The sequence below is a fragment of the Paenibacillus sp. FSL R7-0163 genome, assembly GCF_037969975.1.
GTDB lineage: Bacteria > Bacillota > Bacilli > Paenibacillales > Paenibacillaceae > Paenibacillus_AQ > Paenibacillus_AQ odorifer.
Window position 1 is genome coordinate 6,265,574 of the sequence record NZ_CP150224.1, and the last position, 15,592, is coordinate 6,281,165.

Here is a 15,592-nt window from a genome sequence, read left to right on the forward strand (position 1 = left end):
AAGCGAAAAAGGGAATACCGGCCACCCTTTCGGTGGCCGGCAGCAATCTTAATACGGGCATTATTACTCTGCCATTTTGGATTTTCGCACATCCAGTTCAGCCTGGCGGTATTCCATCACCTTGCCAAAGTTGTAATTCTCGCGGCGGTCAAGGAAATTGTCGAAGATTTTATCAAATTCAGCCTCATTTTTGGCCGTAATTAGCTCAGGGAGTACTTCCTCCCAATTTTGCGAAATACGGGACCAGGCTACCGACACATCAGAATCGCCCTGTGGATCTAAGCCCTTATAGATACCGCTATCAATATCGGCCTGCTTATTGGCGAAGTCTTCCATTTGCTTAATGACAGGAGATTTCTCCGGTCTCCACTGGTTGACGATTACAGGGTTTCGCATCATCCAATAGGTATCCATGATGCCGTATTCTTTCTCCAGCTTCTCAATATCAGTGTCGAGTAATTTTACCATTTCAGGCTTCAGTTGCGGCTTGCCATCTACCATCTCCCATGTTTCGCCTTCCTTGCCAAGGAATAAATCTCGCTGGCCTTCTTCGCTGGCCAGATAGGTCAAAAAGCGGATGGCTCGTTCAGGGTTTTCGGTTGATTTGCTAATCATCGTCACCATCCAGCCGTCCATGTTGCCAGGGAATAACTTAGGGTTATCGCCCTTGCTGTTCTTTGGCCCATCGACTGCGATGTAGTAAGAATCCGGGTTGCCGCTAGCAGCCAGCATAGGATTGACAGCCGACATACCGGTCCACTCGCGGACCATCATGAAATAGCGGGCGTTGTTTGTTTTTTCCTCTACCTGAGTATCGGAATCCACCAGGAAATCCACATTAATCAACCCGCGCTCGTAAGCCGTACGGAAGGTTTTTAGCCAGGCAATATAATCGGGATCGGTAATGCGGTCGTATACTTTTCCGTCTTTCTCATGCGGAACGGCCAGTAGGTTCTGCAGATATTCGGTCATCCCGTAAGGGACGTTCCCTTGTGCAAAAAAGGGACTGATGGGCTGGCCTTTATATTGGGAGTACTTATCCTTTACCAGTTGCAGTGCGTTCAGAAAGCCCTCTGGAGTGCTAAGGTCCGGGCTGCCCATCTCCTCATACAGATCTTTCCGCACCAGGAAAGTCTGGTTAGCCGCCGTCATGCCAGTTTCATGCATCAGGTTGGGGCTATATGAATCATTCGGAACGCCATAGGTATTGCCATTTTCTTGACGATACCACTTCAGTGTACCGTCCCCGGCCACCTTGAAGAAGTAAGGGTCATACTTGTCAGCTAATTCATTTAAGGCGTAGACATGATCGCCTTCCCACAGCTTTTTGACAGCGGTTTCCCACGAACCCATTGATATCAAGTCTGGCAGCTTGCCCGAGGTCATCATCAGGGTAATATGTTCATTGGCTTCACCGGAAGGTACTTCAAGCTTGATGTTTACGCCTGTTTTTTCCGTTACGTACTTGGAGGTCAAGCTGTCTCCCCAAGTGTGGGCATACCAGTTAGCACCTACGAACCAGGTTAAATCAACAGGGCTGGTATCCAGCTTCCATGCCGGATCATCGGGATTGAGCTTTGCTTCACTCGGCAGCGGCTGTGTACTATCTGTAGGCTGCGGTGTCGGCTTATTTTCACTATTCGCTGAATTAGAACACGCGGCTATGCCTAGCATCAGGCTTGCGGCCAGAATGAGGGTTAACCCCGGCTTAATGAGATTACGTTTCATGACATAATCATCCTTTCTTTGCTGCTTCTGAATTTTTGTATACCAGTTTCTAGACACTCACACTCTTATCCCTTAATGGCGCCAATCATCACGCCTTTGACCAGATAGCGTTGAATGAAAGGATAGACTATCAGAATAGGCAGTGTGGCCACCATCATGGATGCAAATTTAATAGAGTTGCCGGGAAGTCTTGCGCCGAATTGCGCCATAGCTTGCTGCTGCATGAAGGACATAGAGTTCTCCGCAATGATTTTGTACAGCATGGTCTGCAGTGGCAGTAATTCCTGCGAACGGATGTAGATGACACCTTGGTAATAATCATTCCAATGATAGACGGCTGAAAAAAGCGATATAGTCGCAATGACAGCCATGCTATTGGGCAATACGATTCTGAACAGGACACCATAGTCTGAAGCACCGTCTACCTTCGCAGATTCCTCCAGGCTATCGGGTATGGTGCGGAAGAAGCTCATAAAAATGACCATATTAAAAAAAGTGTACATAGAGGGAATGATGAATATCCAAAAATTATCATATAAGCCCAGCTTCGTCATCAGAATAAATGTAGGGATCAGCCCGCCTGAGAACAGCATCGTAACCAATGCGATTTTAAGATACAGCTTGCGTCCGATCAGATTAGACTTGCTCATTCCGTAAGCAATAATGGCGGTAAACAACACATGCGTTGCTGTCCCGATCACTGTGCGCAGAGTGGTAATGTAAAAACCGTTCATCATAGTCTTATCATTGAACACAACGCTATAGCTGGCCAGCGATAATTCTTTGGGAAACCAGTTGACGGTGCCCAGGGATGCCTGCTGCGGAGCATTAAGCGAGTTAATGAATACAAACCACATCGGGTACAGTGTTAAAAAGCAAACCGCCAGCATCAGCAGGGTGTTGCAGACCTCAAATACTCCAATTTGCCGAAATCTTTTGCGTCTTTCCATACCTCTGTCCTCTCCCTTCTAAAAAATGCTGTCGCCGGTTAGTTTTTTGGATGTGTGATTGGCCAAAAACAACAAACCTAGCGCCACAATAGAGCGGGCGAACAGGACGGCTGTTGAGAAGGAATGGCGCCCGGAGACCAACCCCATGTTGTAGATATACAAGTCTAGGCTTTCCGCCATCCTCATGTTCATATTGTTCTTCAACATAAAGATCTGCTCAAAGTTACTGCCGAGTATCCCGCTGACAGCGAGGATGAACAAAATAGCGATGGTGGGGCGTATGCTCTGAATGGTGATATGCCACATCCGCTGCCGCCGATTTGCGCCATCCAGCTCAGCCGCTTCGTACAGCCCCGGATCAATGCCGGATATTGCCGCTATGTAGATAATGGCGCTCCAGCCGGTTTCTTTTAACGTATCGGTGAAAAAGGTGATCCACCAAAAGTACTTAGGGTCGCTGTTAAACAGGATTTCGCGTTCCTGGAACCCGAACGCCATCATCAACTGATTGATCACACCGCCCTCGCCCAGCCAATTGAGCGCAATGCCGCCAAAAATCGTCCAGGCAATAAAGTGCGGCAGGTACGAAATGGTTTGTACCGTTCGCTTAAATCGAAGACTCCGTATTTCATTCAGCAGCAAGGCGAACAAGATAGGAATGGGAAAACCCAAGACCAGCTTGATGCTGCTCATTCCCAGAGTATTGCGAATCGAACGCCAAAAACGCTCATCCGTCAAAAAATCCTGAAAATGCTTCAGCCCGACAAACGGTGATTCTAGTAAGGGTTTGGCGATGCTGTAGTCCATAAATGCAATAATGAGCCAGAACATAGGGATATAACAAAAGATAAACATCCAGATGATTCCCGGGATAACCATGCTTTGCAATTGCCACTGCTTAAAAAGCGCTTTCATTTGTTCCGTTCTGTATTGGAACATTTTCCGTGCCCCCTTTCTATTTCATCGTATGAAAAAGCGTATAGGAAAAAAAGCCCATGATTATCGACCCTATCCCATTTTTTTAGATTTGTTTGACCAGCCGCAAAAATTAAGTATGCTGTGATTAAATGAAGGGAGTGTGCAAAGGATGAATAAACCTATATGGGAACAGAATTTCTTAGATAGAAATGCCGATTTAAAGCTATGGAATGTCCGCCTTGGCAACGACTTGTTAGATAATGAGGGTAATCCCATAGACCCAGGTTGGGGCAACGGAGAGCAGCAGTATTACACGGATCATTCCAGCAATCTGTATATCGATGAATTTGGCTTAAACCTGTGCGCGCGCAGCGAATCCATTGAAAAGGATGGGCGCAATTTTGCATATACCTCGGCTCGTTTGGATACAAAGGACCATTTTTCCTTTTGTTATGGCAAGTTGGTTGTGCGTGCAAAACTGCCGGTAGGGCAAGGGGTATGGCCTGCCATCTGGTTGCTTCCGCAGGAACAGGCTTACGGGCCTTGGCCAGCTTCCGGCGAGATTGATATCATGGAAGCCAAAGGCCGCTTGCCTCAGCAAATATCCGGAACACTGCACTACGGAAAGAATTGGGAACATCAAATCGTTGAGGAGTTCTCGCACCATTTTGAAAGCGGAACCATTAATGAATTCCATGATTATGCACTGGAATGGAATGCCAGTTCGATTCGATGGCTGGTAGACGGACATTGCTTTGCCGAGCGTTGCTTGGAGCCAGGCATTATGCCCTTTAACGAGTCATTTTATCTGGTGCTGAACCTTGCAGTGGGCGGCTGGTATGACAATGTAGCGGTTGACGAGACTGCACTGCCAGCGGTGATGACGGTTTCAGGGATATGGCTGTATCCATAATTAAAAATTTTGGAGATGCCCTCTTTTTCGATTTTCAATACCTACATCCCATCTGGTAGAATAGGGAAAACCATATTTCTCTATATTCTAGTAACTTAATTATAAGCTTGGGGAGGTAGACTATGGACAAAGAACTAGTGGCACAGCTGACACAGTGGCATGAAGATGATGAACACCAGAAGATTGTAGACACTCTGATGGAGATTCCTCCAGCGGACAGAGATTACGAGGTAGTCAGCAGTCTGGCAAGAGCGTATAACAATGTGGGATGTTATGAAGAAGCCCTTGAACACTTCGCGATGATTGCGGAACAAGGGCAGAATGATTATCTGTGGCATTTTCGTGTGGGATATTCCTACTATTATTTGAATCGATATGAGGAAGCGGTGAGAGTGCTGAGTATTGCCCATGACCTCGATCCGGATGATGAGAACACGGCCATGTTTTTGAAATTCAGCCAGCGCAAGCTTCGCAAAGAACAAGACGCCGCAGCCAGACGGGCAATCAGAGAACAGCATAATGATTCGGGGACGACTGCAGCTCCTTTTGACGGGATGGATCTCTCCGGCTTTTGGGACGATAGCGATTATGCGCTAAAAGAATATGTTTCTTCTCCGCCTACGGATGAGCTGATTGCTTCTGTAGAAGAAGAACTGGGTTACAAGCTTCCTGCCTCTTATATCAGTCTGATGAAGCAGCACAATGGGGGAGTGCCTTATAATACTTGTTTTCCGACCGAGGACGCGACCTCATGGGCTGAGGATCATATTGCGATTACGGGCATTATGGGCATCGGACGCGAGAAAAGCTATTCCATCTGCGGCGATCTCGGCAGCCCGTTCATGATTGAGGAGTGGGGGTATCCCGACATCGGCGTGGTAATTTGTGATTGCCCTTCGGCAGGCCATGATGTCGTGATGCTGGATTACCGCAATTGCGGGAGGGACGGCGAACCCGAGGTAATTCATGTGGATCAGGAAGATAATTATGAGATTACGTTTCTGGCCCAAGACTTCGAGACGTTTATACGCGGCCTGGTGAGTGATGAGGAATACGACACCTCTGAAGAAGATAAAGAGGAGGATTTGCGCAAAGTAGCCGTAGGCCAATTCTCACCTTTGCTTGCGAAGCTGTGCAGCGATGTGTCTGAGGTAGATCAGCTTGAGCAGAAGATCCGTAAAGTCTGTACCCGAATCGTTGAAGAGAAGGGACACTTCTCCTTTCATGCGGATGAGCTTTCTACTCTGATGTACGATGTGCAGTTCTGGCTGTACACAAGCTCTTATCCAAATACGAGCCGTCAACAATATCTGGATGTATATGAGAAAATGATCGCTTTTGGCGGCGAGTTCGGGCAAGGAGGATACGCTCCGGGATGGATCAGCGACTGGCTGGATGGGCGAATACGGGAAGAGCTAATCGTCCAGGAAAACGGGGTGCTTCGCTTCACAGATCAAGTCCGCTCTGAGGTCATTGCACGGCTGGAAGCGGAAGCTGCAAAATAGGAGACGTTGATTCGGGGGCTACTCTCCCGCACGGAGCTCGGTTGATCACAATCGTATTCAAGGGTCATCCCACAAAGGATGGCCCTTAAACTTGCCGTTTCAGACAGTGCACTCCGCATAATAAGCGAAAGAAAATTAAAGCGCTTACTCGTGAAGTATTTATATATAAATGTAATTATTAACATTTTTCGACAACATTCACCTTACTTTTACATGGTAGTTATGATATATTCTGGGCGAATATGGATAACAAAAAAGAAAGGGGAATGAGTATGGAAGCGTTGGTGTGGACATCTAATCATAAGCTGGAGCTTTGCGAATGGGAAGAGCCGCAGATTGCAGCACCGGATGAAGTCAAGATCCGGATTGAGATGACAGGTGTATGTGGAACAGATTTAGCAGTCATAACTGGGAAAGAGGAGGGGGTTCCAGGGGTCATTCGTGGTCATGAGGCAGTAGGGACTGTAATCCAAATCGGCAGCAACGTTGACCGTGTTAAGGTAGGCGACCGCGTAGTTATCGATCCGAATCAAAGCTGTGATGAATGCTATTTTTGCTTGAAGAAACAGCCGCACCTCTGTACGGGCATCGATGGAAATGGGATGCCTATTGCGGGTTTGAATCGAAATGGGACATTCACTTTTTTTTACTCAACTGCACAAACGTTTGCACACCGTCTTCCCGATCATATGAGCTGGGAGACGGGGGTTTTGATTGAGCCGCTTGCCTGTGTACTGCACAATTTCAAAGAAGCCAATGTCACAGCAGACGACAAGGTACTCATTCTTGGATCGGGTCCAATGGGACTGTTAAGCCAAATTGTGAGCAAGTCGAAATCTGCGCTCACGGTAGCGACTGAAGTTAATCCCTATCGGCTAGCTTTTGCCAGAGAGATCTCAGATTTTGCTTTAACCCCTGCCCAATTAAATCAAGCTACCGTAGACAAAATCTGTGCGGGACATAAGTTTGATGTGATTATCGATACGGTGGGCACTCAACTCGAAATGGCGGAAAAGTGGATTGAACGTGGAGGCCGCATCGTTCCTTTTGGTATTAATGCGAAGTATCGCTACACCTTTTCCCCTACTAAATTCGTGCAGCATGCAATAAAAATTATAGCAGCAGGTGAATACCGCTACATGTTCGAGGAAGCTTTGCGGTTTGCCGCTGAAACTCCTGAAATGGAGAAACTAGTGACTAGAAAAGTTAAGCTCAGTGAGCATGAAGCAGCGATAGACGAGTTGATCGGCTATGAATTGAACTCTTTGAAGGTGGTTGGGAGTGAAACCGTAAAGACGGTTTTTGTTCCCTAAACGTAAGACTACAATCAATGAGAGGTGGCACTGTTGATGAGCAATGATAGCAAATTCAGATTAATTAAAGATTACTTGTCTACACAAAAGGCTAAAGACATAGAGCCAATTTGGATACCCGCAGTGTGGAATGAGTGCCAATATGAGCGTGTTCTCTTAGAAAAAGAGGGTGAAATTTGTGTACACCCGTATGATTTTTTGACAGATCATTTGAATTATCTGGACAGGCTTTCGTGGAGATATCTGCTTAAGGAACGCACAAATCTGGACGATAGCGCGATCTATTCTTCGCTTATTCGCTATTCTACGGCTTGGGATTACAACCATGACGGAAAAATTGAATCGGGTACTTTTTTAAGATTCTTTATTCTTCTGCCTCTGCTAAAGAAAATGGGCATCAATATTCTGTACATGCTTCCAGTTAACCAGTACAGCAAGTTGAATCTGAAGGGGGATATTGGGTCCCCTTACGCAGTGCAATCGTTATTCCATTTGGACGAGAACCTGCACGATAGCCTATTGGATGATATGGAGGAGTTTACGATCCACGATGAGCTCAGCGCTTTGGTAGAGGCTTGTCATTTACTTGATATTAAGACTGTTGTTGACTTCATTCCCCGTGTGACGGCGAAAAACAGTGCGTTCATTACCGAGCATCCTGAATGGGTGTATTGGATCAAAATGGATGAATTAGAAGGCTTTGCGCCGCCCGCAATTCCCCAGCTTGGATTTTTTGAGGAGTGTACGCCGGACAAATTGGAGACGGTCTACCGCAGCCAGGAGACAGCAGTATTTCTGCGGAAGTTCACGCCACCGCCCAATGAACTCCATCCAATCCTTTGGCAGCACTTGAAAGAGAAAGCTGCTAAAACAGGAGAGGAGCTATTAACTTTGGTGGAGCAAGAGATGGGGATAACGACTGCTCCAGCGCATTCGGATTGGATAAATGATGTGCAGCCGATTTGGACAGACATTACGTTCTTACGCCTCTACCAGGATTTCTCTCCGCAAGTGAGACATCTTATAAGTCCGGATCAGGCGCCATATGTCCTTTTTGATACGATTAAATGCAATGACTACCCGGGAGAGGAGCCGAATCTGGAGCTGTGGGATGTTCTGGAGGAGGCAGTACGGGTTAATCTCGAAAAATATGGGATTGACGGCTTCCGCATCGACATCGGACACGTGCTTCCTATTCCGTTGTTGACTCGTATTTTTGACACGATTAAAGAGATGAATCCAAATGCGATCTTAATCAGCGAAGATTTGTTCAATCGCAACCACAAGAAGGCAGCAAACACCGGCTATAACATTATGCTTGGCAGTGGATGGAACGTCATGACACAAATTACTAAAGAGAATCTCATTTCATTCTTAGAAGAGCTGCCTGAGTTGAATATTCATATATTTGCCTGTGCAGAAACAGCAGATACTCCTCGGATCACCAGCCGTGGCGGTGTAGAGGTTGCTCGGATGATCGCGGTATTTAATCAATTTCTTCCGAACGCAATTCCATACGTGACGACGGGTTATGAAATGAATGAGGAGCAGCCGCTCAACTGTGGTCTTGGAGACAACACGAACGGAAAGGAGATTTCCCGAGCTTTTTTTAACGTTATGCAAATTAATTGGACCAATCCTACACCGATGCTGCCGCTGTTGGCGGAGCTAAGTGAACTCAAGAAAGATTGGCGCCACCTAGTGAAGCCGGAAAACTTTTTCGTGGCTCAATCCCCGGAAGGTATTGTTCTGTACGGGTATATGCAAGGGGATGAAACGCTGCTGTGCTGCTTTAACTTGAGTGCTGATGCTTTCTGCCAAGTTGATTTGAAGGTTGCCGTACCTGGCCGATGCCCAATGACGGTAACACTGGATAGTTCCTTAACGGGTAGCAGCGTAGGTCAGGCGTTCGATTGCTTGCTGCTTGCGCCTAATCAGGCTTTAGTGCTCGTAAACAATCATAGACAATTTAGGTAAGGGAGAGAGGCTGCAATGGAAAAGAACAATAAGGAAGTCGTGGTATGGCATGAGTTTGATGGTCCGGGAGATACCTCGATTGAGGTGCTGGAGGGAATTTGTAAGCTGTATACAGAGCGCTTCGGCGTACAAATTACACCACAAGTGATGAATATTACGGAGCTGACTGCGCGCCTGAACCAAATTAAGGACACCCAGCAAGGTCCGCATCTGGCGATGGTTCCTGCTGACATGTCCTCCTATGTGGAGAACGGTCTTTACTCCGAAGTACCGGGCGGGCTATTTGACGATACGCTGACTGAGGGAGCCCTTTCAACGATGCAAATGAATGGTGTTCAGTATGGTATCCCTGTATTGCGGGGTAATCATCTGGTTGTGTATTACAACCCGTTGATTTACTCTAGTGCGCCGACGACATGGGACGTGTTCGAAGAGGCAGCAGAAAAGTTATCCGCCCAAGGTATCATACCGATTGGAGCAGACTTACAGCAAGGCTATTGGTTTATTCCGTTCCTTACAGCTTTCGGCGGTTGGCCTGTACAGAATGGAAAGCCGAATATCGTCACCTCTGAAATGAAGCAGGCGCTTCAGTTTATTCGCGACAAGATGGATCAAGGCGTGCTCGTCAGTCTCGACGGCTCCACAGGACTGCTTGAGCAGTTCATTGACGGTAAGATCGGCGCCATTATTTGTGGCGAGTGGATTTATAACCATCTAGATAAACATATGAACAATAGGCTTGCGGTTTGCCAGCTTCCGAGCATCGAAGGGTGGCAATCATTATCCATGTCTTCTTCTATTGGCCTGATCTACCCTAATCATTCATTAACGTCCGAGGAGCGGGAAGATATTTTATCATTCACGCGCTTTATGCTGAGTGACGAATGCCAAACTATGTGGACGCTGGGTGTACAGCGGATTCCGGCTCAGGAAGAGGTGCTGAACCATCTAGCTGCCTCTGCTGCGCCTAACAAAAAGATGATTTTATCGCTTTTGGATCACTCACGGCCGATGCCGACTTATCCCTTCATGATCCATGTATGGGAGGCGTTAAATGCGGGTCTTATCGAGCTGCCCTTGAGCAATCCTGAACAAGCATTGAACAAAATAGAACAGACTATTCAAGCCTCTTGGGGCGCATTTAAAAGCTAATTAGAGATGGGGAGAGCCAAATGAAAACAACGATATTCAGCCAAATTTCTATTGATGGAAAGCTCACTATGGGCGCTGGTAATTCGAGTAAAGAGCTTTTTTCTTTATTTTCCAGTGAGGATATGGAATTTATTCATCTATTCCGGGGGAAGGTGCAGGGAATTATGGTCGGCAAAAATACAATTTTGACGGACAATCCCTTCCTTACTAATCGGTATGAGGAAAATAAAAATCCAATTCGTATCATTCCGACAACTACCTTGGATATTCCGCTAGATTGCAATGTACTCTCGGACCAAGGGAAGACGATTATTGTCACGACCGAGAAAGGACGGGATGAAGAAAAAATCAAACAGATCCGGCAAAGAGGAAAGGAGTGCCTTATCTGCGGCGAGGATAAAGTAGATTTTGTGGAGCTTGAACGTCAGTTGGAGGAGAACTATGGGATTACCAGTCTGATGGTCGAAGGCGGCGGATTCTTAAACTGGCATATTTTCAATCAGGATATCGTCGATGAGATTATTCTAATGCAGCTTCCAATCATCGTAGGCGGCTCCACAAACATTACTTTAGTGGATGGAGACGGGTATCAGCAATTGAACTTTGCGAAAAAGTTCAAGGTTGTAGAAATTCAACCAAAAGATAACTACACGCTCATGCGCTACAAAAAGGTGATCTAACCTCAAACTAAGTCATAGACTGCGAATGGCTATAAGTTCTGGAAAAATCGAGAATATGGGGGTTGTGAACGATACATGTCAGAGAAAGAAGATTTCTACAAAAGTGTGTATAAAATCGCTGTGCCCGTTACGCTTCAAAGCTTGCTGATGGCATTGCTTAATTTGACGGATCAATTGATGGTTGGGCAGCTGGGAGATGTGGCAATTGCCTCGGTGGGGATGTCGACCAAAATATACGGGATCATCGCGGTTGTCTTGGCCGGTTTATCGACGGGTGTATCCATATATGCAGCCCAGTTTTGGGGAAATAAAGATTCCAAAAGCGTCTCTCAAGTACTGGGTCTCGGACTGATCACTGGCTTTGCGTTCTCGTTCCTGTTCTCTGCGGCTGTCTTTATCGATTCGCCGCTCTTTCTGAGCCTATTCACTACAGACATGAATGTAATAGAAGAGGGTTATATCTTTCTCCAGATAATGTCGATCGGTTTTGTGCCTGTCATGCTCACGATGATGTATTCCGCGATTTTACGCAGTACTGGCCATGCCAAATGGCCGATGTATGTAAGTCTAATTGCAGTTGGCTTGAATATTATACTGAATTACGTACTTATTTACGGTCATTTCGGTGCTCCTGCGCTTGGTCTGAAGGGCGCTGCCATTGCTACTCTTATCTCTAGGGTCTTCGAATGCTTGTTGATCATTGGTGCCGTGTACCGGTATCGTTTACCGGGAGCTGTCGGGTTAAAGAACTTATTCATTGTTCCTAAACCGCTCATTCGCAAGTTTTTTGGAACGACCTATCCGCTGCTACTGACTGAATTAATCTGGGTATTGGGCGAAACAGCATATGCGATTATTTATAGCCGTATGGGGACGATGGAAATGACTGCGATGACCATTACCTTCCCACTTCAGGGTCTTTGCATTGGCCTATTATCGGGTCTGGCTAGTGCAGCAGGGGTAATGGTTGGCAACCGTTTGGGTGCGAATGAATCTGATATCGCACTCGATCATGCGAAAAGGTTCATTCGTCTAGGCATCATTATCTCTCTGATCGTCGGGGTTATCATTGCGGCAGGCTCGAAGCTGTATGTCTCTGCGTTCAATATCTCCGAGGACGCTAAACAAATGAGCATGTATATCGTTATCGTGTTTGCTGGATTTCTTTGGGTCAAAGTATCCAATATGATTATAGCCGGCGGTATACTAAACAGCGGAGGAGACAGCAAGTTCGTATTCGGCATGGAGTCTACCGCAACGTGGCTGATAGGAGTCCCATCCGGGCTGTTGCTGTCATACATTTGGAAGCAACCTGTCTACCTTGTGTATCTCGTCATCTCGCTGGAGGAGGTTGTCCGCTTTGGCTTCGGCTACGCCCGGATTTACTCCCGTAAGTGGATGAGAAATTTAGTTAGCGATCTGGCTGAAAAAGCTATGTAACATACGACCTGATTGAATTGATGCGGAGGATTAATCTCCCCCTAAATTGGATATCTCTTCACTTAACAATGCAAGAGGTACTGCCTCAAGGTAGTGCCTTTTGCATTGTTTTTTAAATATCCAGTTGTTAACTGCCAAATATCTTAACCACTACGTTTTAAAGCACTAGTTACTTTTTTTACTGGTCAACGGCAATATGAAGTTACGGGTAAACTGAAAATTTAGTAAATCTTTAAACGATCTTTAAAGGAACTTAGAAACTTACGTCTTCTGAGATATGCCCATATCAAAAATACCGCTACTAGAGCAATAATGGCGCTAATGGTGATAGACCTTGTTAGGTGATTATTATCGTCCGCATAATAAGCGGAAGCAAGGGTTCCCGACCCATCCTGCTCGTCATCGGAAGAGTCGTTCTGCATCGTCTGCAATACCTCTATTAAATGTTCTGGTGTATGAGGCTCCAAATTACTGGGTAACCCTTTTGATTCTGCAGCTGAGGCTTGTTGTGGAGCAATGATTAGTTCCTGATTGTCTTTCTTGAAGGCAGCTATATATTCATCCCGCTCACGGATAAGTGTAGGCTCACTCACTGCACCCTCAGCATGTAGAGATTGAATAACATAGGCCAGAGTATCAGGATTTCCTCCAAACTCAGTAACTTGATAGGGCCCGGTTGAATCCTTTTGAATGATCATTTTCGATTTGGGTACTCCGCTCGATAAAACAAGAAACTCCCAGATCTCTTGGGGGATGACCGTTTCAATCAGACTATTGGAAGCCTGCTTAAGCTTAGCGCCATCAATAAAATAAATTTGCATTCCTTCGCCTATAGTAATTTCACTAATCTCCGCATCATTGGCGTATCCGTATCCTTCAGGATCCTTGGACAACCCTTCTTTAATCAATGTTAATCCTTCTGTACTCGCAAAAGAAACAACATCTTCAGCTACGGCCTGAGCCCATGCAGGTGAGGAAATACTCAGAAATAATAAGAATGAAGCTACGGTTAACAGCAGCATTTTCTTAATGGGAAGCCCCCCTAAAAAATATTTCTAGTAGCTGAAAAATACCATATATTCACTTATATGTGAAGTTTCAATGTTTTCATAATCTACAAGTGTATAAACACAACCCCTACCTAAATCTCATTCCTTAGACCGAGAGAGTATCCATCTGAAGCCAGTTATCTAAAACTAGATACTTAAATAAAATGAATTTAACAATGGAATCACCCTTTATATCGTACAGGAGAGGATGGTTATAAGGTGGAAAAAATTATTGAAGTACGGGGTATTAGCAAAGTGTACGTGAAAAGAAAAACGAAGGAGAAGATCCATGCCGTTCGTGATGTTTCTTTTCATGTGAATCGTGGAGAGGTGCTCGGTTTATTAGGGCCTAATGGGGCTGGCAAAACTTCAACCATAAAAATGCTCTGTGGTTTGTTAGAATCGGATGCGGGTTCTATATCTATTAATGGCTTAGATATTTGCAAGAAGAGACTCAAAGCTTTAGAGCATATTAGTGCTGTATTAGAGGGGAATCGAAATTTATATTGGCGTCTTACCGTTCGGGAGAATCTAGAATATTTCGCGGGCAACCGGGGGTATTCTCGGAAGCATGTTTCCAATCAAACCGATAAATTATTAGAGCAATTCAACCTTAAAGAGAAGGAGCATGAGCTTGTCAATGGATTGTCCCGGGGCATGCAACAAAAGCTAGCCATCGCTGTAGCCCTTTTAGCTAATACGGATGTCATCTTGCTGGATGAGCCAACACTTGGTTTGGATGTTGAGGTAAGTTATGAACTGCGTAACATTCTAAAAACGATCGTTAGGGAAGAAAAACGCACGATCATTATTAGTTCACATGATATGCCCGTCGTTCAGGAGTTGTGTGACCGGGCCATTATTATTAATAAAGGTGAAGTTGTGATTGATGACAAGGTGGAGAATTTGCTTAAGTTATTTGAAACAAGGGCCTATTCCATTAAATTGGGTGAGAGATTAAGCCTAAAGCAGGAGAATAAACTGTTGAGTAGATTCCCTTTAAGCACTTATAAAGTAAGCTCCCATGAAAACATCGTAGAAGTGAATTTAGAGCAGGGTCAAGATATCTACGAGTTGTTCGATCTTTTGAAAGAGGAAGGAACCATGGTGGAGAGTATTGATCGTATAACTATTGATTTTGAACAAGTGTTTATTCAGATTGTAAAAGGGGGGGAAGACTCATGAAATGGCTCCATTTATTTAATGCTAACTTTCGTAAGGAATATATTGAAATGAAACGATATCTACCAAACACTATTGCGTTAGTAGCCACTTTTTATATTATATTTCTGGGGGCATTTTTTGGAATTATGTTCATAGGTGATCCGGCCAGTTTTGATATGAATGTTCAATATTCAATCGTAAGTGTGGTCTTTTGGAGCTTAACTATGATGACGATGAACTTTATTGGTTATTCGGTAATCACTGAAGCTACGCGTGGAACATTAGAACAGTTATATATGTCTCCCATGGGGGTTTGGAAAATCATGCTCACACGGATCATCAGTCAATTGGGCTTACAGTCTGTTGTTATGATCCTCTTACTCTTTGGTGCGATGTTAACCTCCGGACAGTGGTTGAGTCTTAACCCCATGACAACGATCCCGATTATTGTAGTTACTATGATAAGTATGGTAGGCGTTAGTTTTATGATTGCTGGTTTAGCTATTATCGTGAAACAAATACAAGCGTTTTTACAGATTTTTCAGTTTGTTTTGATGGGACTAGTGTTTGTTCCGTTAACTGTAGCACCGTTTCTAGCTTTTGCTCCTTTCGTCAAAGGAGTGAATATGGTAAGAACAGTGATGCTAGAGAATCTGACGTTAACACAATTGCCTTTATCAGATTATGGCGTACTATTTTTAAATTCGCTGGTATATTTGATTTTAGGGCTCGTTGTGTTTGATCGCTGCGAGAAAATAGCCATCAAAAAAGGTCTTTTAGGGCAATACTAGCGATACAAAGGC

Annotated in this window: 13 protein-coding genes; 9 read left to right on the plus strand and 4 right to left on the minus strand. The window is 45.2% G+C overall.

Going from position 1 to position 15,592, the window contains the following annotated elements:
- Positions 1 to 63 precede the first annotated feature (63 nt).
- The 3 genes from NST45_RS27525 to NST45_RS27535 are packed head-to-tail and all read right to left on the minus strand — an operon-like array spanning position 64 to position 3,617.
- Entirely contained in the window at positions 64 to 1,785 is a 1,722-nt protein-coding gene (locus tag NST45_RS27525) for an extracellular solute-binding protein (protein WP_339824283.1), read from the minus strand.
- A gap of 8 nt (positions 1,786 to 1,793) precedes the next feature.
- Positions 1,794 to 2,678: a carbohydrate ABC transporter permease gene (locus NST45_RS27530; protein ID WP_038573901.1), complete on the minus strand. Its 885-nt coding sequence runs from the start codon at positions 2,676 to 2,678 to the stop codon at positions 1,794 to 1,796.
- Between the two features lie 18 nt (positions 2,679 to 2,696).
- Entirely contained in the window at positions 2,697 to 3,617 is a 921-nt protein-coding gene (locus NST45_RS27535) for an ABC transporter permease subunit (RefSeq protein WP_036682380.1), read from the minus strand.
- A 148-nt stretch (positions 3,618 to 3,765) separates the two neighbouring features.
- Here NST45_RS27535 and NST45_RS27540 point away from each other — a divergent pair, with 148 nt between their 5' ends.
- The 7 genes from NST45_RS27540 to NST45_RS27570 all read left to right on the plus strand — a co-directional run bounded on the left by NST45_RS27540 (position 3,766) and on the right by NST45_RS27570 (position 12,576).
- On the plus strand, positions 3,766 to 4,509 hold the full coding sequence (locus NST45_RS27540) for a glycoside hydrolase family 16 protein (protein WP_051491236.1): 744 nt from the start codon (positions 3,766 to 3,768) through the stop codon (positions 4,507 to 4,509).
- A gap of 122 nt (positions 4,510 to 4,631) precedes the next feature.
- Positions 4,632 to 6,014, plus strand: a complete 1,383-nt coding sequence (locus NST45_RS27545; RefSeq protein ID WP_339824285.1) for an SMI1/KNR4 family protein — start codon at positions 4,632 to 4,634, stop codon at positions 6,012 to 6,014.
- Positions 6,015 to 6,286: 272 nt separating this feature from the next.
- Entirely contained in the window at positions 6,287 to 7,327 is a 1,041-nt protein-coding gene (locus NST45_RS27550) for an alcohol dehydrogenase catalytic domain-containing protein (protein ID WP_076099764.1), read from the plus strand.
- A 36-nt stretch (positions 7,328 to 7,363) separates the two neighbouring features.
- Complete coding sequence (locus NST45_RS27555) at positions 7,364 to 9,304, plus strand: alpha-amylase (RefSeq protein WP_081382521.1); 1,941 nt, start codon at positions 7,364 to 7,366, stop codon at positions 9,302 to 9,304.
- A gap of 15 nt (positions 9,305 to 9,319) precedes the next feature.
- On the plus strand, positions 9,320 to 10,456 hold the full coding sequence (locus NST45_RS27560) for an extracellular solute-binding protein (RefSeq protein ID WP_339824288.1): 1,137 nt from the start codon (positions 9,320 to 9,322) through the stop codon (positions 10,454 to 10,456).
- 20 nt (positions 10,457 to 10,476) lie between these two features.
- On the plus strand, positions 10,477 to 11,136 hold the full coding sequence (locus NST45_RS27565; RefSeq protein ID WP_076222409.1) for a dihydrofolate reductase family protein: 660 nt from the start codon (positions 10,477 to 10,479) through the stop codon (positions 11,134 to 11,136).
- Positions 11,137 to 11,211: 75 nt separating this feature from the next.
- Positions 11,212 to 12,576 carry an MATE family efflux transporter gene (locus tag NST45_RS27570; RefSeq protein ID WP_339812837.1) on the plus strand — a complete coding sequence of 455 codons (1,365 nt, stop codon included), beginning with the start codon at positions 11,212 to 11,214 and terminating at the stop codon, positions 12,574 to 12,576.
- Positions 12,577 to 12,797: 221 nt separating this feature from the next.
- Here the strand turns inward: NST45_RS27570 and NST45_RS27575 are convergent, their stop codons facing one another.
- Positions 12,798 to 13,598, minus strand: a complete 801-nt coding sequence (locus tag NST45_RS27575; protein ID WP_036682370.1) for a hypothetical protein — start codon at positions 13,596 to 13,598, stop codon at positions 12,798 to 12,800.
- 246 nt (positions 13,599 to 13,844) lie between these two features.
- Between NST45_RS27575 and NST45_RS27580 the strand changes: the two genes are divergently transcribed.
- Both NST45_RS27580 and NST45_RS27585 read left to right on the plus strand, forming a co-directional pair.
- Positions 13,845 to 14,810 (plus strand): ABC transporter ATP-binding protein, encoded by a 966-nt coding sequence (locus NST45_RS27580; RefSeq protein WP_339812839.1) that lies wholly within the window; start codon positions 13,845 to 13,847, stop codon positions 14,808 to 14,810.
- Positions 14,807 to 15,580 carry an ABC transporter permease gene (locus tag NST45_RS27585; protein ID WP_036682367.1) on the plus strand — a complete coding sequence of 258 codons (774 nt, stop codon included), beginning with the start codon at positions 14,807 to 14,809 and terminating at the stop codon, positions 15,578 to 15,580. The genes NST45_RS27580 and NST45_RS27585 overlap by 4 nt, the downstream gene beginning before the upstream one ends.
- Positions 15,581 to 15,592 lie beyond the last annotated feature (12 nt).

Coding starts and splice junctions, on each gene's coding strand:
- NST45_RS27530 (WP_038573901.1), bottom strand. CDS start 2,678: ATGGAAAGACGCAAAAGATTTCGGCAAATTGGAGTATTTGAGGTCTGC.
- NST45_RS27535 (WP_036682380.1), bottom strand. CDS start 3,617: ATGTTCCAATACAGAACGGAACAAATGAAAGCGCTTTTTAAGCAGTGG.
- NST45_RS27540 (WP_051491236.1), top strand. CDS start 3,766: ATGAATAAACCTATATGGGAACAGAATTTCTTAGATAGAAATGCCGAT.
- NST45_RS27545 (WP_339824285.1), top strand. CDS start 4,632: ATGGACAAAGAACTAGTGGCACAGCTGACACAGTGGCATGAAGATGAT.
- NST45_RS27550 (WP_076099764.1), top strand. CDS start 6,287: ATGGAAGCGTTGGTGTGGACATCTAATCATAAGCTGGAGCTTTGCGAA.
- NST45_RS27555 (WP_081382521.1), top strand. CDS start 7,364: ATGAGCAATGATAGCAAATTCAGATTAATTAAAGATTACTTGTCTACA.
- NST45_RS27560 (WP_339824288.1), top strand. CDS start 9,320: ATGGAAAAGAACAATAAGGAAGTCGTGGTATGGCATGAGTTTGATGGT.
- NST45_RS27565 (WP_076222409.1), top strand. CDS start 10,477: ATGAAAACAACGATATTCAGCCAAATTTCTATTGATGGAAAGCTCACT.
- NST45_RS27570 (WP_339812837.1), top strand. CDS start 11,212: ATGTCAGAGAAAGAAGATTTCTACAAAAGTGTGTATAAAATCGCTGTG.
- NST45_RS27575 (WP_036682370.1), bottom strand. CDS start 13,598: ATGCTGCTGTTAACCGTAGCTTCATTCTTATTATTTCTGAGTATTTCC.
- NST45_RS27585 (WP_036682367.1), top strand. CDS start 14,807: ATGAAATGGCTCCATTTATTTAATGCTAACTTTCGTAAGGAATATATT.